General features: G+C 40.4%; 19 protein-coding genes and 2 pseudogenes. 7 read left to right on the forward strand and 14 right to left on the reverse strand.

Annotated features, from left to right (window positions below; translation table 11 throughout):
• A complete protein-coding gene (locus FCR06_RS06030; RefSeq protein ID WP_223280044.1) occupies nucleotides 1–504 on the forward strand; it encodes a hypothetical protein in 504 nt (167 codons plus the stop codon).
• Nucleotides 505–551: 47 nt separating this feature from the next.
• Nucleotides 552–815 carry a hypothetical protein gene (locus tag FCR06_RS06035; protein ID WP_223280045.1) on the forward strand — a complete coding sequence of 88 codons (264 nt, stop codon included), beginning with the start codon at nucleotides 552–554 and terminating at the stop codon, nucleotides 813–815.
• Here the strand turns inward: FCR06_RS06035 and FCR06_RS06040 are convergent.
• The 13 genes and pseudogenes from FCR06_RS06040 to ureE all read right to left on the reverse strand — a co-directional run bounded on the left by FCR06_RS06040 (nucleotide 790) and on the right by ureE (nucleotide 14,342).
• The gene (locus tag FCR06_RS06040; RefSeq protein ID WP_138497942.1) at nucleotides 790–3,360 is read right to left on the reverse strand and encodes a HEAT repeat domain-containing protein; all 2,571 of its coding nucleotides are present in this window, start codon (nucleotides 3,358–3,360) and stop codon (nucleotides 790–792) included. The genes FCR06_RS06035 and FCR06_RS06040 overlap by 26 nt on opposite strands.
• Nucleotides 3,361–3,501: 141 nt before the next feature.
• Nucleotides 3,502–3,756, reverse strand: a pseudogene (locus FCR06_RS06045) (cobalamin biosynthesis bifunctional protein CbiET); the annotation flags it as partial.
• Nucleotides 3,757–3,869: 113 nt separating this feature from the next.
• A complete protein-coding gene (locus tag FCR06_RS06050; RefSeq protein ID WP_138497943.1) occupies nucleotides 3,870–5,183 on the reverse strand; it encodes an ABC transporter substrate-binding protein in 1,314 nt (437 codons plus the stop codon).
• Between the two features lie 62 nt (nucleotides 5,184–5,245).
• Entirely contained in the window at nucleotides 5,246–6,121 is an 876-nt protein-coding gene (locus FCR06_RS06055; protein ID WP_138497944.1) for a class I SAM-dependent methyltransferase, read from the reverse strand.
• 314 nt (nucleotides 6,122–6,435) lie between these two features.
• Nucleotides 6,436–7,206 (reverse strand): FkbM family methyltransferase, encoded by a 771-nt coding sequence (locus tag FCR06_RS06060; RefSeq protein ID WP_223280046.1) that lies wholly within the window; start codon nucleotides 7,204–7,206, stop codon nucleotides 6,436–6,438.
• A 63-nt stretch (nucleotides 7,207–7,269) separates the two neighbouring features.
• Entirely contained in the window at nucleotides 7,270–8,316 is a 1,047-nt protein-coding gene (locus FCR06_RS06065; RefSeq protein WP_138497945.1) for a glycosyltransferase family 4 protein, read from the reverse strand.
• Entirely contained in the window at nucleotides 8,313–8,690 is a 378-nt protein-coding gene (locus tag FCR06_RS06070) for a 6-pyruvoyl trahydropterin synthase family protein (protein ID WP_138497946.1), read from the reverse strand. The genes FCR06_RS06065 and FCR06_RS06070 overlap by 4 nt, the downstream gene beginning before the upstream one ends.
• Nucleotides 8,691–8,695: 5 nt before the next feature.
• Nucleotides 8,696–9,676, reverse strand: coding sequence for a zinc-dependent alcohol dehydrogenase (locus FCR06_RS06075; protein WP_138497947.1), 981 nt, complete (start codon nucleotides 9,674–9,676; stop codon nucleotides 8,696–8,698).
• Between the two features lie 27 nt (nucleotides 9,677–9,703).
• The gene (locus FCR06_RS34570) at nucleotides 9,704–10,723 is read right to left on the reverse strand and encodes a RibD family protein (RefSeq protein ID WP_317616803.1); all 1,020 of its coding nucleotides are present in this window, start codon (nucleotides 10,721–10,723) and stop codon (nucleotides 9,704–9,706) included.
• 96 nt (nucleotides 10,724–10,819) lie between these two features.
• Nucleotides 10,820–11,383 (reverse strand): annotated as a pseudogene (gene ribA / locus FCR06_RS33380) (GTP cyclohydrolase II); the annotation flags it as partial.
• 1,044 nt (nucleotides 11,384–12,427) lie between these two features.
• A complete protein-coding gene (ureG, locus tag FCR06_RS06085) occupies nucleotides 12,428–13,030 on the reverse strand; it encodes an urease accessory protein UreG (protein ID WP_138497949.1) in 603 nt (200 codons plus the stop codon).
• Nucleotides 13,031–13,228: 198 nt separating this feature from the next.
• Nucleotides 13,229–13,921 carry an urease accessory protein UreF gene (locus FCR06_RS06090; RefSeq protein WP_138497950.1) on the reverse strand — a complete coding sequence of 231 codons (693 nt, stop codon included), beginning with the start codon at nucleotides 13,919–13,921 and terminating at the stop codon, nucleotides 13,229–13,231.
• The gene (ureE, locus tag FCR06_RS06095; protein ID WP_138497951.1) at nucleotides 13,896–14,342 is read right to left on the reverse strand and encodes an urease accessory protein UreE; all 447 of its coding nucleotides are present in this window, start codon (nucleotides 14,340–14,342) and stop codon (nucleotides 13,896–13,898) included. The genes FCR06_RS06090 and ureE overlap by 26 nt, the downstream gene beginning before the upstream one ends.
• A gap of 446 nt (nucleotides 14,343–14,788) precedes the next feature.
• Here ureE and FCR06_RS06100 point away from each other — a divergent pair, with 446 nt between their 5' ends.
• Entirely contained in the window at nucleotides 14,789–15,658 is an 870-nt protein-coding gene (locus FCR06_RS06100; protein ID WP_138497952.1) for an inositol monophosphatase family protein, read from the forward strand.
• An 88-nt stretch (nucleotides 15,659–15,746) separates the two neighbouring features.
• Here the strand turns inward: FCR06_RS06100 and FCR06_RS06105 are convergent, their stop codons facing one another.
• Nucleotides 15,747–20,072 (reverse strand): GAF domain-containing protein, encoded by a 4,326-nt coding sequence (locus tag FCR06_RS06105; RefSeq protein ID WP_138497953.1) that lies wholly within the window; start codon nucleotides 20,070–20,072, stop codon nucleotides 15,747–15,749.
• Between the two features lie 191 nt (nucleotides 20,073–20,263).
• Here FCR06_RS06105 and FCR06_RS06110 point away from each other — a divergent pair, with 191 nt between their 5' ends.
• The 4 genes from FCR06_RS06110 (at nucleotide 20,264) to FCR06_RS06125 (ending at nucleotide 24,921) form a co-directional block, all read left to right on the forward strand.
• Nucleotides 20,264–20,587, forward strand: a complete 324-nt coding sequence (locus FCR06_RS06110; protein WP_138497954.1) for a YnfA family protein — start codon at nucleotides 20,264–20,266, stop codon at nucleotides 20,585–20,587.
• A 578-nt stretch (nucleotides 20,588–21,165) separates the two neighbouring features.
• Nucleotides 21,166–22,563: an ammonium transporter gene (locus FCR06_RS06115; RefSeq protein ID WP_411267985.1), complete on the forward strand. Its 1,398-nt coding sequence runs from the start codon at nucleotides 21,166–21,168 to the stop codon at nucleotides 22,561–22,563.
• Between the two features lie 201 nt (nucleotides 22,564–22,764).
• Entirely contained in the window at nucleotides 22,765–23,634 is an 870-nt protein-coding gene (locus FCR06_RS06120; protein ID WP_138497956.1) for an SGNH/GDSL hydrolase family protein, read from the forward strand.
• A gap of 78 nt (nucleotides 23,635–23,712) precedes the next feature.
• Nucleotides 23,713–24,921, forward strand: coding sequence for a 4-hydroxy-3-methylbut-2-enyl diphosphate reductase (locus FCR06_RS06125; RefSeq protein ID WP_138497957.1), 1,209 nt, complete (start codon nucleotides 23,713–23,715; stop codon nucleotides 24,919–24,921).
• Nucleotides 24,922–25,094: the final 173 nt, after the last annotated feature.

Raw genomic sequence — 25,094 nt, forward strand, 5'->3', positions numbered from 1 at the left:
TTGACTCTCATTAGCTTGAATAAGCCCCAAGAGTTAGTATTAACTAAATTAGGAGAAGGATTACCCGTTATAACTTCATCTTTTGGAGCAGCTTTAGCAGAAGCTTGTGCGGTGTGTTTGCAGGAACAAGGTCATTTACAGGGTGTAGAACTCACAGTTAATGGGGACTTTAATACCATCTTCAGCCTATATTGGCAACCTGTTACACAGCAAATGCTTCGCTGCTGGAATGATAAAGAGTTCACCACAGAACAAGCAGCCTATGGTATTGCCTTTATGCTTGTCAGACAATTAACTGAGCTGACAGTGATTGAGCGATCGCGTAAAGGTACAGGATTTGACTACTGGTTAGGTAGCGAAGATATAGCAGGTGAACTTCTATTTCAAAATAAAGTACGGTTAGAAGTTTCGGGAATACGTAAAGCAGATGATAGGAGAGTTAGAGCCAGAGTCAAACAAAAAATTGACCAAACTAATCCTTCAGATGGCACATTTCCTGCCTAGATTATTGCTGTTGAATTCAGCAAACCCTTATCTTTTATTGTAGAAAAATGAGTCAGATTCAAGAGTTGCATAAACAAGCGATGGATTTGGCCGAAGCAGCTTTCACTGTTAAACTCAGAGGTAACCTAGAGCAAGCCAATCAGCTATCTCAACAAGCCTTTGAGAAAGAATCTCAAGCAGCTGGACTGATTGCTAATCAACTTGATGCCGAACCGACTCGTTCAGTTTTACATCGCAGTGCTGCAACTCTGGCAATTGACTGTGGGGAAATAGTAATTTTTGTAACTAAATGTTTTCAGGAGAATTATTAAATTTTTTCAATACTTCCAACGCTTCTTCGGCAGCTTGAAGCACATTAAAATCATTATGTTTATTTTCCACGACTGCCGATAGTCTACTCAATATTTCCTCAACGTCCTTGTCTAACTTGCCTAACTTGCCTAACTTGCCCAATGCTTCTGCGGTAGCTTGACGCACATTAGCATCATCATTTTTTTCTTCTAAGCATGACAATAGCCCATCAAATAGTCCGTCAAAGACTTTACCAAACTTGCCCAACGCTTCTGCGGCAGCTTGGCGCACATTAAAATCGTAGTCTTTATCTTGCAGACATAACAATAGCTCCTTAAGTACTTGGTTAGAGACATCACCTAAGTTCACCAACGCCTTTAGTGCATTTTCATGCAAAGAAGCAGACTCATCTTTATCTTTCAGAATTGTTAATAGCTCATCAACTAAATTCACAGAGGGACTGGGTAAGTTGTTGCATAACTTGCCTAATGCCACTAGGATATTACTACGTACATTAAGTTCGTCATCTTTTAAGCGTAGCAATAGCTTATCAAGTACTTCCGTCGAGGTATTGCCTAAGTTGCCCAATGCTCTTGCAGCATCGCCACGCACAGTAATATCATCAATTTCGAGGGCCATAAGGAGACCATCAAGGGCGTATTGGTCTGTTGCTGCCATCTTCTGTAATTGTTTAACAGCTCTGAGCTTATCTTTTAACTTTAGAGCTTTAAGCTGCTTAATCAGGTAACTAATATTTTGCTTCAGTTTTTGTTGTTTTTCTGCTTCTAAATTTATTCCTACAAGTTTGCCTAAATCCTCTGCCACAAAATCTGGTATCTTTACCGCCACGCTTTTGGTAAGAGAGCATTCTCTGAGTGCTAGTAAAAAACCTTTAATTTCTTGCTGTGATTTATTTCTAGCTTCTGTCAAAAAATCACGCCATAATTGTTCCTTGTCGCTGTAATGCTTTATCAGGTATAGCCCAGCCAGATACTCAGCCAATGGATCTAGGGTAAAACGGATTTGCTCGTTACTGTATCCAATTGATTTAATGAGATGGAGAGTATTTTCAAAATAAACAAGGCACGCTCTTGCATTATTAAGGGAATCTTCTGTATTATCTTTCTTCAACTCTGTAAGAACAGAAGTCTTGTCTACAGGTTGTGCATTATAATGTTTTTCCAGACATTTCCACGCAATCAGTTTGGCATCCTCTTTGACAGTAGGATATTGATTCCTAGTTCTTATTTCACCCAGGCGATTAAGCTTCTCCAGATGGTCAATTATTAAGTCAGGAATGTTGTCAAGAGAGCGATTTTCACCTAGAAGATTTCTTTCTTTAATATTAATCATTCGCTCTGCATATAGTTTAGCCAGAAATACTATAATTTCTTGATCGCCCAATAATTTTGCAAGTTGGTTGCATTCTTCCAGAAACTCTGTCTGTTCGTTCTCAAAAAGATGCCATTTTTGACGCTGTTTTAAGTACTGTTCGGTAAAATTGACCAACTTAACAGCACCAAAAGGCATAGTTTTTATCTTGAGGTCAATTCCTTGAAATGTTTCATCATTGCGTGAAGTAACAACTAAAGCATTAACGGCAAACTCTATGAGTTCAGGATTAATCCGATCACGGGTTTCTCGACTCATTTCAGAGAAATGATCCACAATCAAGAAAATGCGGCGCTGTCGCAGGAGTTGTTCTACTAGCAATTCATCAACAATCTTTTGTTCGCTGTCGCTTATCTCCTGGATTTTTCCAACAATTTCTTCCATCAGAGGCTTTATACCTTCTCCTGATTGTGATCTCAGTTCTTGTTCAATTAGAATTGGTAACATCAAGTGTTCAGTCAGTCTTTTATCTTTGTCTTCCATCATTGCCCATTTAGCAATCTGACAGGCAATCGTTGTTTTTCCCGTACCTCCCTCTCCCCAAATTAACAGTCGTACTCGCTTTTCTTGGGCAAAGGTTTCTCTCAAGGTTTCTGCTGTTAGTTCGTCTATTGGGTTATCATTTAATAGCACTGAGAGAGAAACATAATCCTTGCGTTCATCAACAGTTTCATACGCCTGGAATTTATGATCGAATTTATCAATGTATTTTTTAACCCAAGCATCCAGTACTTTGGGACGGTACTTGAGCCAAATCACAAAACCAAGTGGGACTTTACACTCTTTTCCCAATAGTCTTTCTGGAATCGTGAATTCAGCAGGTAGCCATAGCAGTAACAGGGGGAAAAACTGAAGAACTCCCAAATACAAAATTACTACAACCCCAAGTGCAGCAGCTTTTACAGTCCAAGGTAGATCCTGCTTTTTTTCTTCATCCGATTTTTCCCCTTCTTGTTGTTTTTTCTCTGGAGGTTGTGAATTTGTCTTTTTTACCTCACCAGATTTACTCGGTTGGGGTGTAGACTGCGCTGGTGTTTGAGCGTACAGCAGCCTATTATCTTGCTCAATATTTGCTTGCGCCCAATTATGACTTGTCAACAACAGGGGAAATGCAACTCCTAAAAGAGAAACTTTCAGCAATCCTAAAAAAGGCAGTCTTGCGTGCTTATCCATAAATTCAACTGGGCGCAAGGGGAATATTACTGAGATTTTATGCTACTTTTCAGGTTTTGCCTAGATAAACTAGCACAGACGCGCTCAAGGCTTGTCGTTAAATATCTCGTTTTAACAGCTATAAAGAAACTACAAAAGCATTCACTTAATTTCAGACTTTACAACTACCCATTGCGTCACACCTGCCATTCCTCGCCAGCCCAAAAATTTACCAATAGGTTCCGCCCCCTGGATGGCAATACGAATCAAATCACCACCAACTCATTCGTGCCATTGAAATAAAGTTTGTTCGCCCTCTACCGTCACTACATTTGCCACCAAACGTCCACCCGCTCGCAGTGCTTCCCAGCAAACATCAAAAAGTCCCGTTGCTGTCACCCCACGACCAATAAAAACAGTAAGTAGACATCCGGATTTCATATGATTGGAGTGAAGCCGCTAAATTTGTTGTAGAAATCGATTCTTTACTAAGTGGAAAAGCTAGTGTCAGTAAGACATAAATATGTCAATTACCCTTTGACTTTTAGTAGTAGTCTAGTCTCATTGGCGGCTGATTGCATTGCACTTTCAGGAGTCATGCGATTTGTGAGTGCAGCACTCAGATAACGTTGTAAAATATCAGATGCTTGAGCATATTGGGCAATGGACGGACGTAAAATGCTTTTATCAGCTATGTTGAGTATTTGAGGATAATGAGGATATTTGCTAACAACTTGTGGGTCTGTAAACAGCGAACGTTGGCTTGGTACAAAACCCGATTTAAAAATAAATTTGCGCTGTGTTTCTTCACTGGTAATGAATTGAATTGCTTTCCAAGCTTCTTGAGGATGTTTTGAAGATTTGCTAATTCCTAAACCAAAACCACCTAAACATCCTCCTGGACTATTACCAGGAGTAGCAACCATTGGTTTCATAGCTATTTTATCTTTTACAGGGGAATCATCAGCATTAGCTAAAGGCCAAACATAAGGCCAACTGCGTAAAAATGCTGCTTGACCACTTTGAAATATGCGTCTTGTATCTTCTTCAATATATGTTGTGACTCCAGGCGGAGAAATTCCTTGTTCAATAGTATCTTTGAGAAAAGCGATCGCTTTTAATGTCTCAGGTCTATCTAACCCGACTTCTAAATTATTAGGATTCATCCAAAATCCACCGAAACCTTGCAAGACTTCCAAAAACATGGCAACTAGTCCTTCAGACTGGCGACCTTGCCAAAGGTAACCCCACTTAACTTTTCTTTGCTCTTGTAATGACTGAGAAATTCTCAATAAATCTGCGAATGTTTCTGGTGGTTGAAAACCTGCTTGTTCGAGCAAGTCTTTACGGTAGTAGAGAACTCCAGCAGTAGCATACATGGGAATTCTGTAGAGTTTACCTTCGTAACGCCCGGCTTCTATATGTGCGGGAAAAAATTTTGCTAACTCTTCTTTTGGTAAGCGATCGCTCAAATCTAACAACCAGTCAGCAGCAGCAAATTTAGGCGTCCAAATGACATCCATCAATACCATGTCATAGGGAGAATCTCCTAAGATATATGCTGAAGTCAGCAGGTCTTCCTGTAAATTTGATGTACTCGGCCCTTCAATAATATTGATATGAATGCCCGGATTTTTTGCTTCAAAATCTTTGATAATGCTTTGCTTCCAAAGTTCGCCATCACTAGCATTCATCATCAGATTCAAGACTACTAGTTCCTCTGATATGGCTGGCGGGGTGGAAAGCAAAAAGATACCCAATACAACAGCAAAAAATATTCCTACACGCCATTTGAGTTGTTGGAAGATTTTATGCTGTTGTTTTGTTTGTTTGATGTGAGACATTTTTAGCAAAACATCTTTGTTATCAAATTTGTGCTTCTGGATTCTTGATTCTTAAATTATAGCTACTCCCAGTAACCCCAAAAATCTTGATGTGTGACGTTACAACTAAGTTGGTTTTGAGCAATCATCTGTTGTTTTTTTTGTAACCAGGTGTTTAGCTCATGCTGTAAAGTTGCTTCTTCAAGAATTTCTGGAATTGATTCTTCCATAAACTTTAACATGAACTGAAGAAACACAGGATCGCTGCTACTAATTTCCCAGGGACTTTCTCCTTGTATGACCTTCATATCGATACGTTTCATTACCTCTCCGATAGAGTCACCACAGTCAGGCCCCATTCCCCTGCCGAAGTCTTGAGGGCGCTGCATATGCTGATTGTAGTATTCTACAAAGGAAGAATCACCCTCGCTTTGAGGAATAAAATTTGTACTAGTATAGTTAACAGTAGCTAGAAGGGGTAATTGATACTTTTTTAAACATTCTAGTAGTGTTTGAAACTGCTTTTCGCTAAATAAATCGAACACTGCATTAGCCACAGCTAAGTCAAAAGTCTTTAAGTCTATGAGATTCTCCAGATCCAAAATAGAGCCGACAATTCTGTGAATAGTAATTTTACGGACTTCATTTTTTATGACTAATATTGAGTCTTGCAATTGTGAATCATATCCATTTTCCTGTGCCCAGACGATTAGCCTATCAAAGCCAATTTCCAAATGTTCTTGATTTTGTTCAACTAAAAACCACTCCTGATCCTGAAAAATTTTACTCAAGTAATAGCGACAGTTAGCACCCGTACCAGCTCCCAAATCAACGATTTTAACGCTTTTGTGCTTTTTCAGGTATTGTTGGCAGCTTGCTTCCACAGTTGAGTTACGCCCCTTGGCATCATAAGGGATACGCAATTCTAGCCATTCGGCAAATTTCTGGTTTTTATTCATTGGACTTCTTGCAAAGAAAAGAGAAAATTTCTACAAAAGTAGATTTAATACTTGCTGAATTTTGGCAACCATTAATTTACTGAAATAGAACTTACGTAAAAATTGCCGAAAACCTTAATTTATCGAACCGTCAAGACACCCTCCGGGTGTCTACGCCGGAAGCCGACGCTCAAACTTTTCGCAGCGTAACTCTGCGCTTGACTCTGCGCCCCTCTGCGTTTAAAAACATTATTTTTGTACCTCACTTAACTCCAATCGCTATAATTTATTTTTTAGAAGTCATTAACACTCTTCAGGGTAAAGTAACGGCTAGTTTACACTGTATCGAGACTAAGCAGACAACGTGCATATACATCACCAGAGTTTGCATCAACAGGCAAACTTTTAAGTTGAGCGACCATTTCCTGAGAATTAAGCCAGTTAGCTGATTGCAATTGATACGATTCACCAAATTTTGCGGGTTTCCAGTTGAATTCATAAGGCCCCAAAGAATTCAATTGTTCAATGCAAGCTAGAGCAATGTTTATTGCACTCGGAGTGTATTCAAACGAAAGGGCACGAATAGGTTGCGACAAGCCACGCAGAACTTCTAGTTCGTGACCCTCAACATCAATCTTGCAGAAAGCGGGCTTACCATATTGAGCGATGAGGCTATCAATAGTTGTTACCGAAACAGACACGGTTGTATCCCAGCGCACATGAGCAAAAGAATCAACCTGTTGTACAGCTTCCATCCAATCACGGGAGAGGGTGGTTACAGTTGGGGTACGTTGGCTCACCAATAAGTCTTGCGTCCCAGGAACTAAGCCAACAGCTTGTTCAATAAGGGTTATCCGGGGATTATTGCTGTACCAGCGTTTCAACAGTTGCATACACTGAGGTTGAGGCTCGATGCCAATAACATGGGCATCAAGGCGAGACAAGGCAAGAAGATGATTGCCAACATGGGAACCAATGTCAAAACAAAGGTCGCCTGGTTGGACAAACAGTGAATAAAAGCCGGATAACTGACGGATGCGAAAGGGAATACCGTAGTACATTATTAATGAGCGAAGAATCCCCACCTGCTGCGATAAAGATGACATATTAATTTTTTCCTGCTGATGATTCAGTAGTTCTAGCGATTGAAGAAATATTAAGATTACTAACTAGTATGTAAATACTTGTAAAAAATCTCGATAACTTTGCTCCCAAGTATTAAAGGATAGATTCGCAGTGCGATTCAAAGCTTCTTTGCCTAACTGATTAAGTTGATTACGATCTGTAAGCAATTTTTTGAGTGCCATGAAAAATTGTTCGTGCTTGCCTAACTCAATCAGTATCCCATTGACTCCATCCTCAATCCAGTCTGCAATTGCCCCAGTTGCATAAGCTAATACTGGTAGCCCGTTAGCAACTGCTTCTGCAGTGGACATAGAATAACTTTCATAGGTAGATGCGGAGATATAAAGGTCAGATTGAGACAACAACTCCAACATAGTCTTCTGAGGAACACGGCCATGAACAATGACGGCATCTTGCAGTCCCGCACGCTTGATTAAGGCGAGAGTTTTATCTTTGTAAGCTTCTTCTTCGCAATCACCAATCAAATGGAGCCTAAAATTCTTTGTTTCCATCTGGGCTAACATTTCTACTAATTCAAGTTGCCCTTTGCGTCGATAGAAAGTTCCGATGCTAATGAGAGTTATCTGCTCTTGCGATCGCTGTTTGAGATTAGGCAGGTAAAGCGCCTGATCGATACCTGGTGATGCTACCACGATTTTGTCTGTTTCGATCCCACCACTTAAGATATAATTGCGCAATTGGAAACTAGGAACGATAATACCCTTCATCGCTTTTAACCATCGCGCTTCATCACTCCAGAGAGCTTTCTTTTCCTGAGTCGAGTAGTAGGTATTCAATGACTCAAGATGGTGGAGCATCAAGTAAGTTCGTTGAGCATAGGGAAGAAATTCATTCAAGGAATCATTGAACTCGGAAATTGTCAAGTAGAGTGCATCAATCACAAGGATGCAATCAGAAGGTAAAGCACTCAATTGTTCAAGCAGCCCAGAAACAGATCCATCTAAGGGATAATATAAATTCTCTCCTTTACCTTCCTGCTCTAAGCGCTTGACAATTTCTACATTGTAGAGTGAACCTCCTGAGGTGAAACTTAGTTTCGGCTGAATAAAATAGATCGTATTTGAGTTCATACCTCTGCTTCATAGCTTCCCCAAGCGATATGGCTTTCCTCCAGGGTGATTTTCAGAGAGCCTTTGAAAAAGGAACTTACGTGTTTGCTAATTTGCTGGTGGATATAATAACCTATGTATTCTGTGGTTGTATTTATCCCCTGAAATTGTTCGAGAGTATCTAGATTTTGGTAATTTATAGGTTCTAGAACTTCTTTGAGAATTGCGATCGCCTGACCGATATCAATCACTAAGCCATCTTTATCCAATGATGGTACTTTAAATTCAGCTGTGATTATAAAGGTTGCTCCGTGCAGCTTTTGAGCGGGGCCAAAAATTTCCCCTTGGAAGCTATGGGCAATCATGATGTGGTCTTTTACTGCAACAGAAAACATGATTTTTAATACTCAACTAACGGCGAAACTGGCTGTACTTGACGCTGATATAACAGTGACATAAATTCGGGCAAGTCTTTAAAAGCAATCACAGGCTCTAGGAGAATATCTACAGCCGCATCTCCAAGCAATTGCAAAACCCGTTCTTTGCGCTGACGATAGTCAATTAAGTTTCGCATGGGTTTGGCGATCGCCGAAACTTGAGAAGCGATAATTTGTTTGCGCTGATAATGAAACGAACCACCCAATTGCAAGGAAACTGATTGCGTTCCGTACCAACTCAGTTCGATACAGCGACCTTCAAAAGTCAGGGCATCAATCGCACTTTGAAGTCCACAAGCAGAAGCGCTGGTATGAAAGACGATATTGTAATTGTCTTCTTTGAAGTCGGTTGCTAAGCGAGAATTTTGCAGCCAAGGTAGTTGTTCTAGGTATTGAATTCGCTGCTTATCCTGTTCTAAAAAGTCTGCCCCAATACCATACTCTTTACTGAGAACAAAGCTAATCAGAATACCAACAATACCTCCACCAACAATTAAGATCCGAGCGTCCTGACTAACTTCGGCATCCCAAACTGCATTCAGGGCTGTTTCTGTGTTGGGAATTAAAGTTGCCCGTTTACTAGGTAACCAATCTGGCAATTCTAATGCATCAGAACTCTCCACCACGACTCTCGATTGATGGGGATGCATAACGAAAAATCGTTTACCCTGATTGGAGGCTTCATCAGCTTGACCGACAAGACTGTAGCCGTACTTTAAAGGTAAGGCAAAACTGCCTTCCATATACCAACAGCGCATTGTTTCCCAACACTCTTCGGGGACTTTTGCTAGACCTACCAGGCGTTCTGTCCCCGGACTAATGCCACTGTAGAGAGTTTCCAAAAACAGAGGCTCTTTAGGCAACGCCGTGACTGAAGTTTCTCTAATTTCACCAACGCTTGGAGAGACTAGCCAGTAAGCATAAGCTTGAGAATTTGTAGACATCTTTAACCAGCAGCCTTAACGAGCAAATTAAATGCGTGACTCCTTATCTAGAAGTAATTCCACTAGAATTTCTCCATCGAGATCGAAGTGTTTCATTTGAAAGCGCAGTCCTTGGTCGATGGAGTCTATAACTGGAAGGGTGAAACTCGACCGTCCCGAACCCAAAATCAAAGGAGAAAAATGGAGATGCAGTAACTCTATGCAATCAGCTTGCAAGAAATAGGAAACGGTTTGTCCTCCACCTTCCAAAAAAATACTAGAAATGCCATTTTCGTATAAAGCGTTTAAAATCTCCGAAGGTTCTAAAACTGTATTTTTCTGAGAACCTGTTTTAGGAGAAATCGGAATCTCCAAAATTTTGTCTTTTACTGCTTGTGGTACGACTCGATGCTGCTTTCCTTGAGGATATAACACAATAACTTTTTCGTGGACTGCCATCATCTGCAAATCATCCAGCTTCAAATCGCTTTCTCCTTCAATAATCACAGGAGTTGGATGCTTGCCAGCTACTAAACGAACCGTTAGTTTAGGATTGTCGAGTGTTGCTGTGAGTGCGCCTACCATAACGGCATCATGAAGGGCACGCAGACGATGAGCATGTTTCAAGTTAGCTTCATTGCTCAGCCATTGAGAGTTGCCATTGATTGCTGCAATTCTGCCGTCTAGAGATTGTGCTAGGTGAGCCATCAGAAATGGACGCTTTTCTAGATAAGCTGCTCGTTGAGCAATTAAGAGCCTGACATATAGAGAAAAAGTTTGCCATCCATTGCTGTGCCACATTCCTTTAAAACATTGGTCATCTTGCACAAAATTGGTCTTCAAAGGCGAGCCGCTTTTGAATACAATGGCAGATTCTACTCGAGAAAATAGTTGATTGGCAAAATTTAAGTTTTCACAAAAATCATTTGTCAAATCGATGATAATCAAGAAATCACTTTCCGGAATTTGCGGTATCTTTTCGGCAGAAAGTTTTTGGAAACTCCACGGACTTTGAGCATTCCCAAAAAAAGCCCAATACTCATTCTTTTGGGGAGCTTCATTTTTCATTGTCTGTTTGCATTCCAGCAATGCCGACCAGATATCATCTAAATGATCGTCAATTTTAAAGGCATTTCTGGCTATAGATTGGCGATTTTTGAATTCCAGAAGATGCCCCAGCTTCTTGGTTTTAGTTGTCAAATAATTAAAATTGTAGTCATTGGGTTCAATGGCTAAAGGAATTCGTTCGACTACTTCAATCCCATAGTTTTGCAAACGAGCAATTTTGCGAGGATTATTAGTAATTAAGCGAATTTCCTTCAACCCTAAATCCTTGAGGATTTGCGCCGCCATACTGTAGTCTCGGAGGTCAGCAGAAAATCCCAGACGTTCATTTGCTTCTACTGTATCTAGTCCCAAATCTTGCAAAGAATAGGCTCTCACCTTATTCAACAAACCAATGCCTCTTCCCTCTTGTGGCAAATAAATTATCACTCCTTGACCTGCGGTTTCAATCATCCTCAGTGCCGTTTGCAACTGGCCTCCACAATCACAACGTAGAGAACCTAAAGCATCGCCGGTTAAGCATTCGGAGTGTATTCTTACCATTACCGGGTTATCGAAGTTTTCTACTTCTCCCTTAATGATGGCGATATTCTCTGAATCGTCCAGAGCATTACGATAGCCATATATTTTAAATGTACCGAACTCACTAGGTAACTTGGCGATCGCTACAGTTTCGGTAAAAGCCATTTCAGTAATCGGTCTTTGCTTGCTCATAAGTTTATGACAATCTTCTCAATCTTTTCTTACTTTCAAGTAGACGTTAAACGTTCTCAAGATTTAAATCTTAACTCTAAATTTCAACCAAATTGACTCGCTCATTACCAAGCAGATCGCAAAGGAGCGATGAGTATTTAAGTATATTATAAAAACGGATTATTATTAAACATAAATTAATTTAGCTTGAAATTTTAAAACAGTTTTCAGCTTAAATTCTTGAATAAATTTATTACTTTGATTTATTTTTATAAGAATGTAGAACATTTATATTGAGTATTTTCCTGATTGACAAAATATGTTCTCTAGAATATTTTACAGATAGTCTTTGACACTTACCAAACTAAGCTGCCAATTTTAAATCTCCTCACAGCTTACGTAGTCAGTGTCAATAAAAAATGTCTCAAAACCCCTGATGATTGTTTTGGGTGTGGCAAAAAACAGGCAAACAACATCTGTACTTAGTCAAATTATCATGAAACAGCTACAAATGAAATCTTTAAAGATTAAGAAATGTATAGTTACTTAATGCAAATTTATCCGAACTAAGTCAAAACTTACGGACAGGGAAGGAAAAATCAAACCACACAGAAGCCAGAAGACGCCCAATAATAAGAGTTTCAGACAGTTATATGCCTAAATTCTATAAGCAAGTCGGTGTGGAAAAACAAAACTATATAAAAATAAATAAATATGTATAATGCATCTATCAAAATAACAAACAACATATATGAGGTCTGTTTTCAGAGGATTTCTGACTCATAAGTCAGATACAATTCTTTTAAATTTGAGAACTGGGGAAAACAAAGTACAACTAAGAGGACATAGTATTTTTTCAAAAATACCTCAAAAATGAACTACATATATCATTACTCAAAAGTTAAAGTCATAAATCATTTGTCAATAAGTAATAATGCTTAAATATTGATATTCTCTTGTATCTTTTGTCTTTTTACTTTTGCCTTCTTGTAATATTGTGTTTGTAAATAGCTTCTAACAGATATTCGTGCAGACAAAGTTAATTACATCTATAAGCCCTGACTGAGTTTTCAAATTAGTAAAAATAAAAGGTTTATCGCCGCGCATTTTTTTAGCATCTCGTTCCATAACAGTTAAATCGGCGCCGACATAAGGTGCAAGGTCGATTTTATTAATCACCAACAAATCAGATTTAGTAATACCAGGGCCACCCTTGCGAGGAATTTTATCACCAGCTGCAACATCGATGACATAAATCGTCAAATCTACCAATTCTGGACTAAAGGTAGCAGCCAAATTATCACCGCCACTTTCCAAAAATACTAAATCCAAATCCGTAAAACGTTCTTCTAACTGTTCAATTGCTGCTAAATTCATCGAAGCATCTTCGCGGATAGCAGTATGAGGACAGCCGCCAGTCTCTACACCCAAAATGCGATCGCTTGCTAAGGCTTGAGAACGCACTAAAAATTGAGCATCTTCTTGAGTATAAATATCATTCGTCACCACCGCCAGCTGATACTGCTGGCGCAATTTCTTGCACAAAGCATCCACTAAAGCCGTCTTCCCCGAACCCACGGGCCCAGCAACACCTACTCTAAATGCGTTGTTTGTCATTTGTCATTTGTCATTTGTTGTTGGTTATTAGGCAAACAGGGAGTGTGGGAGGATGGGGAACAAATGCAGGTGTGGGAGGAAAAGGAGGATGGAGAAGAAATCTTGCCCCCTTCTCTCCCCACATTCCCCCATCCCCTCTCTCGATACTCTCCCATTCCCCCTCTCTCCCCACACTTCCTCATCTCTCCATCTCCCCATTTAACTCCTAAACAACCTTGTATACTGCGTTTGATGCTGCATACTTGCTAGGGATAAACCCCAACTCCAACAGCCGAGTTGTTCATCTTCTAACGTGAGAATTTCCAATGCTGTAGTACTGATTAATAATTGCAAATCAAGTAATAACTGCTGTCCTGCTGTTTGTCCCAAGGGGATAAGTTTGATGCCAGCTGTAATTAAATTACTTGCCCAACTGTGCAAATATGCTAATAATCCGGCTTTGATATTAATTTGCCAATGAGCAAGGGCGATGCCAAAAGCGATCGCATAATTGCAAGGATTACCTACAGCCTTGGTTATAGGTTCAATTTGCGGTTCTAGTTTACCAAGTAATTGGATGAGCGATCGCCCCATTTGCCAACTAGAGGCGCGTAATTCTTCTGTTTCTCTAGCAGCAGATAACCAGAGATTCCAGGAGCATAAAGACTCGACATCACCGATTTTTGCAGATTTATCAGCCCGTACCATTACCGCCGCCTCTAGCCGAATTGCTCCGTAAATTAATTGTGCTTCTAACCAATGCTTGAGAGCTACTTGGTTGGCGATCGTACCATTTTCCACTAATGTTTCCAAGCCTTCAGAATAACTATATGCTCCCACAGGCAAAGCAGGGCTAGCAAGCTGTAAAATATGCAAAAAATGGCTATCAGTGAGCGTGATGGTGTTGTCCATAAGCTCCCAATTCTGGCTGAAACGGTAAAATTTCTTCTTTAACTTCTAATCCCAATTGTTCCAACATCGAGCGTAGAACCGAATCTGAAGACAAGCGTAAATAACTTGGGGTAATTTCTACAGGTACATGGCGATTTCCCAAATGATATGCTGCTCTGAGTAATAAAAGTGGTGTTTCGGCAAAGGCAGTCATCACTAGTTCTGGTTTAGCAGTAATTCTAATTAAACTGTTATGGGTTTCTTCTTGGAGAATATCGCCATCGTGTAAAACAGTTCCTCTAGGTAAATGCAAAAATACAACTTTTCCCTCTTCGGTTTCAAAGCGATGACGACTGCGGGTACGTTCTTCTGCTGTTAGCGCCAGAGTTAAGCTGACTGCTGTATCGTAATTGGGTGGTTTGAGTTGGGTAAATGTCAGCATCAAAGTTTCGCCCGATCTAAAACCATCGACTCATGAAATGAGAAAAAACACAAGGGCACAGGGGACTGGGGAAGATGAGGAAAATAATACTATTCCTAAAAATCTTTACAAGACATAAATCTAAGGTAGGGGTGTACATCTGTACGCCCATACATATCTATCTATATGAGCTATTTTGTGAAATAGTATCAAGTAGATTTAGAACTTGAAATATTAACCTCAAAGATTCGTTCACCCAGTTCAAATACTCGTTAATCTAGTTCAAAGGTGGATTCATCCACTTCAAATACTCAAAATCCTTCTCATCTCCTTCCTTTTAATTAAACAGATTAGAGTAATATAGCAACGGTGGTATTATTGCATCAAAATGATACCGTAATTTTGTCTGCATTTAAAATCCTATTACCCTGCTAATAGAAGATTATTTCTCAAAGGAGTTTGCTGCAATGTCCACAACACCGACTACTCGATTAATTTTAGAGACTTTACTTCCCCATCTGAAAGTAGCAGCAGCCTATGCCCGTTTTCTGCAACCAAAGATTGCTGCACTTCCGGCTAAAGAACAAGGAAAAAACTTTTTTGCGGCTGCACTTACTGATGCAGATGTGGCGATTCAAAATATGGTAGAAGTAGTACTGCTGGGTAGTTTTCCAGAGATTCGCTTTTTTGGTGAAGAGTATGAAAGTTCTCGAAACACTAAGTATTTTCGTGCTACTGAACTTGGTTTGCAAGGTGATTATTTAGTTACACTCGACCCAATTGATGGCACAAAGTTTTACATGGATGGGCACTCTAATTACCAAATTATTCTTAGTATTCTAAATGCAGATGATTTTGAGGCAGTAGTGGCAATTTCTCCTGGTGAAAATGTTTATTTTTATGCTTTTCGAGGTGAAGGTACTTTTAAAGGAACCCTACAAATGAATTTAGAAGCCTGCACTTTGTTGCAGATTACATCACCCAAACCTGCTATCTTATTGGGATGGGGAATGAATGCGATCGCACCTCTACTAAAAGATAATTATCAAGTAATCGATATTGCCACTGATTATTCTAGTGAGATTCAAATTCCTAATCTCAATGGTATTCTTAGTGGTGATTTGAGTGGAGCAGTAATCAGAGCAGGCAAATTTATTGATGGTGCTGCACTGGCTTTTTTGGCAAAAGAAGCTGGCTATCTTGTCACTACTCTAGACGGTTCGACTTTACCGCCACTCTATACTTGTAAAAACTATAGCCTGCCAGGATTAATCGTAGCTGCGTCAAAATCCGTTCATCAAGATTTGCTGTCAGCGACGCAAAGCTTACTTGTTTGAAGGCGTATCCGATCACCTTTGATGGAGAAAAACTGAAAAATAAAAATTAAAAATTAATATTCAATCTACTTGCTTTAGCTTTGATTCTTCAGTCAACTGGCTCATTCTTCGTGGTGGAAACTGTCTGCTCATATTTGGCTACCACCTGTTGTGAAAGGATGATGTCTGCCCAATATTCTAGGGTGCTTGCCAATTTTTCTTTCAACACTGGTTTACTTAGATAATCGTCCATTCCGGCTTTGAGACACTTTTGTTTGTCTTCTTTCATCGCATTAGCTGTCATTGCGATTACCACAGGTCGACGATGACTGGCAAAAGCACTTTCTTGCCAATGATGAATTTCTTTTGTAGTTTCTAAACCATCCAGAATTGGCATGTGGCAATCCATTAAAATTAAATCATAAGGAATTTTTTCTAATAGCTGTAAAACTTCCTTACCATTGGCAACGACATCAGCTTTATACCCTAAAGTTTCGAGTTGTTTTAGGGTTACTTTCTGATTTACCAAATTATCTTCGGCTAGCAAAATTTTCAACTTAGATTGATTAGAGGAGTTAGGAGCTAACGACTGAAAATTAAATGAAGTGGGAATACTTGAATTTCTACTTTGCAGTTCAAGAGTCGATTGTTCTAATTGAGGGGTAATTTCTAAAATATTGAGCATCAGATCCAGAAGTCGAGATGCTTTAACGGGTTTGACTAAATAAGCAGTAAATCCGATTTTGAGAGCTTCCTGTACTTGATTTCGTTGATTAGTTGACGCGAGGATAATTAAAGGTATCTCAGCAAATGCAGAATTAGCTTTAATTTGTTCTCCTAGTTTGATGCCATCTGTTTCGGGCATTAGCATATCAATTAAGGCAACATCATAGGGATTTTTTTGCTCATAAGCTTTCTTGATTGCTCTGAGTGCAGCAGCAGCACTGTTAACTCGATCTACTTGCATTCCCCAAGCGGTAGCTTGATGGTGGATCGTTTTGCAACTGGTAGAGTTGTCATCTACTACTAAGGCGCGGCGATTGATCAAAAGTGGGCGTTCGCCTGACTTGAAAACAGGCTCCACTTGCTTGGCGAAAGGTACTTCAAACCAAAATTTAGATCCTCTGTCGATTTGACTTTCCACTCCAATTACTCCTCCCATCAAAGTCACTAGTTGTTTACAAATGGCTAATCCCAAGCCTGTACCACCATACTTGCGAGTGGTAGAAGCATCGACTTGGGTAAATGGCATAAAGAGTCTAAGTTGGTCTTCAGGACTAATACCAAGACCTGTGTCTGTAATCGCAAAGTAAACGCTGACTGTAGTCGAGGAAAGGGAACGTAATTGTGCTTCCACTACTACTTCGCCAGCACTAGTAAACTTGATAGCGTTACTAATCAGGTTCATGAGAATTTGCCGCAGTCTACCAGCATCTCCTTGGAGGTGAATGGGGAGATTACGCTCAATCAGGGCAGCTATTTCTAATCCCTTATTATGGGCTGAGGGAGCCAATAATTCCAAGACTTCTTCAACACAGGTAGATAAGTTAAAATCTAAAGTTTCTAGAGCCATCTCTCCAGCCTCCAGCTTGGAGAGATCCAAAATTTCGTTGATTAAAGTCAATAAAGCTTCTCCACTAATGCGAATTGTTTCAATAAAATCTCGTTGTTCTGGGTCTAAGGGAGTATCTAAGGCTAAATTAGTCATTCCTAATACGGCATTCATCGGAGTACGAATTTCATGACTCATATTCGCTAAAAAGGCACTTTTGGTCTGAGAAGCTAATTCAGCTTGGTAACGAGCAATTTCAAGTTCTTGTCGTTGACGAGTTTCTGCTGCTAATAGTTGGGCTTGGGTTAAGGCAATACCGACTTGGTCGGCTATTTCCCGCAAAAGATGAGTTTCAAAGCTAGACCATTGGTGGGAATGGTCACACTGATGGACTATGAGCAAACCGCGAAGTTCTTCTTTGACCAGAATTGGCACAACTAAATTGACTTTCACCCCAAACTGTTGCATTAATTGCAGCTGACTTTGTTGGACTTCCAGTAAATCCAAATTAGCCAATCCCATAATTCGTCCTTGACGGTACTGCTGTAGATAGTATTGTTGTAGGTATTCGGCTTGAAAGTAGGGGGTAATGATGTTTTGCTCCTTAATTGCTGGTAAGCCAGAAACTACTGCTTCAATAACAGTGGTTGTAGACTCATCTGGTAACAGCTGATAGATTAATACTCGGTCAGTTTGGAGAATTTTTTGCACCTCCTTGACAGTGATTTCCAGAATTTCTTCAATTTGCAAAGACTGGCGAATTTTCAAGGTGATTTCCGTAAAAAGTTGCGATCGCAAGTTTTGGCGTTGTAATTCCTCTTCAGCCTGTTTACGTTGGATAAATTGCCCGACTTGTTCGCCAATAAAATTCATCGTTTTTGCCAATTCTGCGTCAGGTTGTTGGATTTGACGATTAAAGCAGGTAATGACGCCAAGGATATTGTTACCAGTGCGGAGAGGAAAACCGAAAGCTGCATGTAGTCCTACTTGAGGGGCGATTTTCAAGCTCGGGAAATTCAAATCTTTTACGATATCAGCAATCCAGACAGGTTCAGAACTAGCCCAAACACGGCCAGGTAGTCCAATTCCTAAAGCAAAAGTCGTTTGCCGCTTCAATGCTGCAAACTCTTGCACTTCAAGGGATGCTTTGTGCCAGATATCGAAAAAACGTAGCACATTTGCTTCCCGGTCTACCATCCAAATTTCGCCCAAATCCCATGCCAAACTTTCACAGATTCCTTGGACAATTTGAGGCATCGCTTCCTTGATTGTGGTGGAATCTGCTAAAACGCGGGTTGCAGCGTATTGGGCAGTCAGATGTCGTTCAGCTCGTTTGCGCTCAGTGATATCAATACCTGTGCTAACAATGTACTCTACTGAACCGTCATAGTCTTTTAAGATGGTATTCGACCAGGCAATTAGTCGCCGACTACCATCCTTGATTACCCAATAGTTTTCGTATTCATAGAAGCTCTTACCAGCTCGCAATTGCTCAAAAACTGCTTTGACTGACTCTACCTCTTCAGGAAGTAACAACAAATTCCAGAAATACCTACCTCTTACCTCGTCGAAGGAGTAACCTGTTGTTTGCTCACAAGCTTGATTAAAACGAACGATTTGCCCTTGGGAGTTAGTAACTAGTACTAAGGCGCTGGCTGTATCCAGGATTGTTGAAATAAAGTTGCGTTCTTGGTTTAAAGTTTCTTCTGTTCTTTTGCGCTCACCAACCTCATGATAAATTGAGTAGTAGATTACACCAAGAATTAGAAAACTTAGAAAAATGGCGATCGCAATTGTCACAGTTGTTTTTTGCGTCCAAGCTTTTGTTTGTTGTAATAGTTGCTGATGCCGCTCTGTTTCCTGATTCTCTATCTCATTGCTCACCTTGCGGATATCATTCATCAGATTTTGACTATCATTTGTCGCTAGTACCTGTGAGGTCGCCTTTAATCCCTTGTTTTGGCGCAAGTCGATAGTCTGTTTTAGTTGAGTGAACTTAGCCGAAATCAGAACTTCAAGCGTTGCGAGCTGTTTTTGTTGGTTTGATTGACCTGCGGCTAAATTCTTCAGTGTTATAATTTCTCGCTGGACATTATTAAGTGCTACTTGATACGCTTTTAAATAAATTTCTTTTCCAGTGAGGATATAACCACGTTGGACACTTTCGGCATCCTTTGTCTGTGACAGTAGTTTTTCTAAACTGTTAATTTTTTTATTAATGTTTTTTATTATACTTTGATTATTACTAGATACTCTTGTATTTTGATAAGAAACTGCGCCAATCACAACTAAAAGTATCGATGCCAAGCCAAAACCTGCCACAATTTTTTTGAAAAATTCCTGGCGTAGTTTTTTTGATTGTTTGCTTTTATTAGTCACAAGCACTAAACTTGCTAAATTGCGATGCAATTCTAGTTGCTTGATAACTTGACAGGCCAAAGTTCGTAATGCTTCTATCTGATCTGAAGTCAGCGTTCGTGGTACATAGTCAATTACGCAAAGTGTTCCCAGTGGATATCCCTCAGCATTAATTAGAGGGACACCAGTATAAAACCGGATTTTTGGGTCAGAAGTCACCAGTGGATTTGTGGCAAACCGTTCGTCCTTTGTAGTATCAGGCACAATAAGAACATCAGGTTGTAGAATAGCATGGGCACAGAACGCCTGGTCTCGGTGTGTTTCTGGGACATCCAAACCAACTTTTGACTTAAACCACTGGCGATTTGTATCAACTAAGCTAATTAAAGCAATAGGAGTTTGGCAAATATACGAGGCTAAACGAGTGAGGTCGTCAAAGGCGGCTTCAGGTAGTGTATCGAGGATTTTATACTCCAAAAGCGTTTCGATTCTCTGTGCTTCGTTATCAGGTAATGGTGCTTTCATCCTTAAGCCTTATTTACACGGGACTGGGTATTAGGGACTGGGAACTGGGGAATAGGAAATAAATATTTAGGAATACTTTCTCAGTACCCAATACCCAATTCATCAACAAACTACTTTAATTAATGACAATAGTTGAGTTAAAAGCGTTAGCGTAATTTCACTGAGTTCAACCTTAGTCAGAAATTGGTCAAATGATTAAGTCGTTATTGTATTTTTTGTGGGCTGGTTTATTTGAAATCACGGGTGGTTACTTGGTCTGGTTATGGTTGCGTGAAGCTAAGCCGTTCTGGTGGGGAATATTGGGTGGAATTGCTTTAGCTATCTATGGGGTTATTGCAACTCTTCAACCAGCAAATTTTGGCAGAGTGTATGCGGCTTATGGCGGTATTTTTATTGCAATGGCAATGCTTTGGGGTTGGAAGGTTGACGGTGTAATCCCAGACCGCTACGACCTAATTGGAGCTGGTTTAGCTTTGATAAGTGTATTAATTATCATGTTTGCACCCAGAGCTTAAGTAAGATTACTAAATTATTGCTGACACGATAGGACAAGGGGAAGAGGGATTAACCCCTTATCCCCTTGTGCTGCTAGATGACCAAGCCCCAAAGGGGCGGGTGTAAGGTGTAGGGGGAAGAGGACTCTAGCCCCAAATAAAAAGGATACAAGCCCCTTGTTTCAAGAATAGAAAAAGAAAAAAATGTATTTTGAGACATGTAGTGCGTAGAAATATGACGTCCTTGTTTGAAACCCCTACTTTCAAGTATGGGGTTCCCTACACCCTACCCCCTACACCCTTTCATCGATAAACTTTATGATGATTGATTTTCAAAATATGATAACAGCAGACAAAATTCCCAAGTTTTCTTAGCAACTACGGACTGACATGTAACTATACGGTTTACAAATTCTTGAAATACTGATTAAACTCTCATAAACTCAAATAGATAATTATACTTTTGTTAACATTTCAAAAAAAAGAAAGTAGAGTAGCTTTGAAGACAAAATAGAGTATCAAACAGTACTGAAATATATTAAAGTAATACAAATTTGTTGGTGCTTAGGAACAAAAAACAAGTGTTAAAGAAAGTTGTCATGATTGGGGCTATCACCCTACTAATTTTGGGAGGGCCGCTGATGGGCAATGCTTTTGCCCAAACACCAGCTGCCGCTCCCCCTGCTGCTGATACTGGAGACACAGCATTCATGCTGATTTCGGCAGCACTCGTGCTGTTAATGACACCAGGGTTAGCATTCTTCTATGGTGGATTCGTACGATCGCGCAATATCCTAAATACATTGATGATGAGCTTTGTATTAATGGCGATCGTGGGAGTTACCTGGGTTCTCTGGGGTTATAGTCTTGCATTTGCCCCAGGTTTGCCTTTTATCGGTGGATTGCAGTGGTTTGGGTTGAATGGTGTCGGGCTAGAGACAACCGATTATCTCAAAGGGTCAAACCCAGCGGAAGTTGTTTCTTATGCAACGACGATTCCCCACCAAGCATACATGATTTACCAAGCCATGTTTGCCATTATCACCCCAGCCTTAATTTCTGGAGCGATCGTTGAGCGGGTAAGTTTCCGCGCCTATTCGCTGTTTGTACTGCTGTGGTCAACCTTTGTTTACGCTCCTCTAGCCCACATGGTATGGGCGAAAGGTGGATTTTTAGGTTTGGCTGGTGGTTTGGGTGCCCTCGACTTTGCAGGCGGTACCGTAGTTCACATTAGTTCTGGTGTTTCTGCTTTAGTAGCAGCACTCGTCCTTAAGCCTCGGAAAACCCATCCCGATCGCCTGAGTCCGCCCCATAACGTTCCTTTCATTTTACTGGGTGCTGGCTTGCTGTGGTTTGGCTGGTTCGGCTTCAACGCTGGCAGTGCCCTATCCGTTGCTAGTGGAACTTCTGGTAACTTGTCAACAAATGTAGCAACAACAGCCTTTGTCGCCACTAATACAGCAACGGCAGGGGCAGCTTTAATGTGGCTAATTTTGGAAACAGTTTTACGCGGTAAACCAACTGCTGTGGGAGCAGCTACAGGAGCCGTTGCTGGTTTGGTGGGTGTAACTCCAGCCGCCGGATTTGTCACCCCGTTATCAGCGCTTTTAATTGGTTTCATCACCGCCTTTGTCTGCTTCTATGCAATTAGTTTCAAGCACAAGCTGCTCATTGACGATGCCTTAGATACATATCCGGTGCATGGCGTTGGTGGAACTGTGGGGGCGATTTTAACAGCAATATTTGCCACCACCCAAGTCAACTCAGGAGGGAAAGACGGAGTGCTACGTGGTAATTTTGGGGAATTAGGAGTTCAACTAGTAGCAATTATCGTTGCCTATGTAATAGCAGCTGTTGGTACCTGGATTATTCTCAAAATTATTGATGCTACAGTCGGACTGCGAGTCAACGAGCAACAAGAATTACAAGGTTTGGATATCAACGAACACGGCGAAGAAGGTTATAATTCTGAGTTTGGCGATCGCCCGATTCAGTAATGAGTCTTGAGTTAGAAGCCTCGCCAAAGACGTTTGGGTTAGCTGCGGTTAGGAGTAGAGACGCGATTAATCGCGTCTTTCCAAGAGTTAGAATTTAATCCCCTCTACTTTCCTGCTCCCCATTCCCTATTTTCATTGAGTGTCGTTTTTGAATGCTAGCGTTAAAATCTGATTCAAAATAATTGGTAAATTTCGCTAGTCGTGTCTACTTCTTTTAAAACCTTTCCTATCTGGGCATTTATCTCGCTGTTAACCAACGGCGTACTATTGTTGGCGGTCATTCTGCTAATTTGGCAACAGCAGAGATTGACCGCTTTTTTTGGGGGGGTTATAACATCCCCACAGCAAATCAACCTCAACAACTCGCGTCCAGCTGTTACACCTGATTTAGGTCGGCGTCACCAACTAACTTACCAACAGTGGGTAGACATTCTTAAACAAGAGGCAAAGGTAGCCGCAGATCACCGTCCTTTGCACTTAACTATACTGGCCGGAGATTCTCTAAGTTTGTGGTTTCCGACTGAGTTATTACCTGAAGGGAAAAATTGGCTCAATCAAGGAATTTCTGGCGAAACCACCAAGGGACTTTTGAAAAGATTGAATATATTTGAGCGCACCCAGCCGGAGGTGATTTTTGTGATGATTGGGATTAATGACCTCATTCGCGGGACAAGCGACAAGGTTATTTTAAATAATTATCAGGAAATTATCAGTTACCTGCAAAAGACACATCCCACCGCCGAAATAGTTGTCCAATCAATTTTGCCGCATAGTGCCCAGGAAATAACTTGGCAAGGACGAGATAAACTTCTGGGCATTAGTAATAATCGTATCCACCGATTGAATCAGCAACTACAAACCATATCTGCTAAAAAAGGTGTGAAATTTCTCGATTTATATCCCTTGTTTACCAATACCCAAGGTAATCTCCGCCAGGAATTTACTACCGATGGCTTACACTTAAATCGTGAAGGCTATATAGTTTGGCGTTCGGCATTGCAGATTTATAGCGATATGGAATTAAAACCCCAACATCAACGTGCTTCCGGCAGCGAAAAACACAAGAAGTAATATGTTTGAATAGAAGTCTGTATAAATCGCGTCTTGGCGCGAGAGAATAAAAAATAGTGGTTTAAGTAAACAAATCTAATGGATACAAAAGCTTTTAAGCGTACGCTCCAACATTCCCAAAATTACAATCGCAAGGGGTTTGGTCATCAAGCAGAAGTTACCACCCGGTTGCAGTCTGAGTATCAAAGTAACTTGATTCAGGAAATTCGCGATCGCAATTACACTCTGCAACGGGGTGATGTCACCATCCGACTAGCGCAAGCCTTTGGCTTTTGTTGGGGTGTAGAACGTGCTGTAGCTATGGCTTATGAAACCCGTCAACACTTCCCCACAGAAAGCATCTGGATTACTAACGAGATTATTCACAACCCTTCTGTGAATCAGCGGATGCAGGAGATGCAGGTAAAATTTATCCCGGTGGAAGCAAATCAAAAAGACTTTTCTGTTGTTGATATTGGTGATGTCGTCATATTACCTGCTTTTGGGGCTAGCGTTCAAGAAATGCAGATACTTCATGAGAAAGGCTGCAAAATTGTTGATACAACTTGCCCTTGGGTATCTAAAGTTTGGAATACAGTAGAAAAGCACAAAAAAGTTGATTATACTTCAATTATTCACGGTAAATATAAACACGAAGAAACAGTTGCAACGAGTTCCTTTGCTGGCAAGTATTTAATTATCTTGAATTTATCACAAGCAGAATATGTTGCTAATTATATTATTAATGGTGGAAACCGTGAAGAATTTTTGGAAAAATTTGCCAAAGCTTGTTCGCCAGGATTTGACCCCGATCGCGATTTAGAAAAAGTTGGTATTGCTAATCAAACTACCATGCTTAAAGGTGAAACCGAACAAATTGGCAAGCTTTTCGAGCGTACGATGTTGCAGAAGTACGGCCCTACCGAATTAACTCAGCATTTCCAAAGCTTCAACACCATTTGTGACGCCACCCAAGAACGGCAAGATGCAATGTTGGAGTTAGTGGAAGATAATTTAGATTTAATAGTGGTGATTGGCGGTTTTAATTCTTCAAACACTACTCAATTGCAACAAATTGCTATTGAGAGGGGAATTCCTTCTTATCACATTGATAGTGTTCAACGCTTAAAATCAGCAATTTCTATTGAACATCGGTTATTAAATGGACAATTAACCATTACAGAAAACTGGTTACCAGAGGGAGAAATTGTTGTGGGAATTACTTCTGGTGCTTCCACGCCAGATAAGGTAGTAGAAGATGTGATTGAAAAGATTTTTGCTTTGAAAGCAACAGTAACGCTAGTGTAAACATAGTTAAACATCAAAGGTTCAACCAATAATTAGACATCCGGTGAAATTAATTCTGCATTACCCGAAATCGTTACCAGACGTAGCAGTTCTACGTCTCTATATTTTTTTCACCAGATGTCTAATACTTTTTAAACATCCTCTTAGTAATTCGCCAACTCAAAAATAAATCA

This window comes from Nostoc sp. PA-18-2419 (genome assembly GCF_005869855.1).
Classification (GTDB): domain Bacteria; phylum Cyanobacteriota; class Cyanobacteriia; order Cyanobacteriales; family Nostocaceae; genus Nostoc.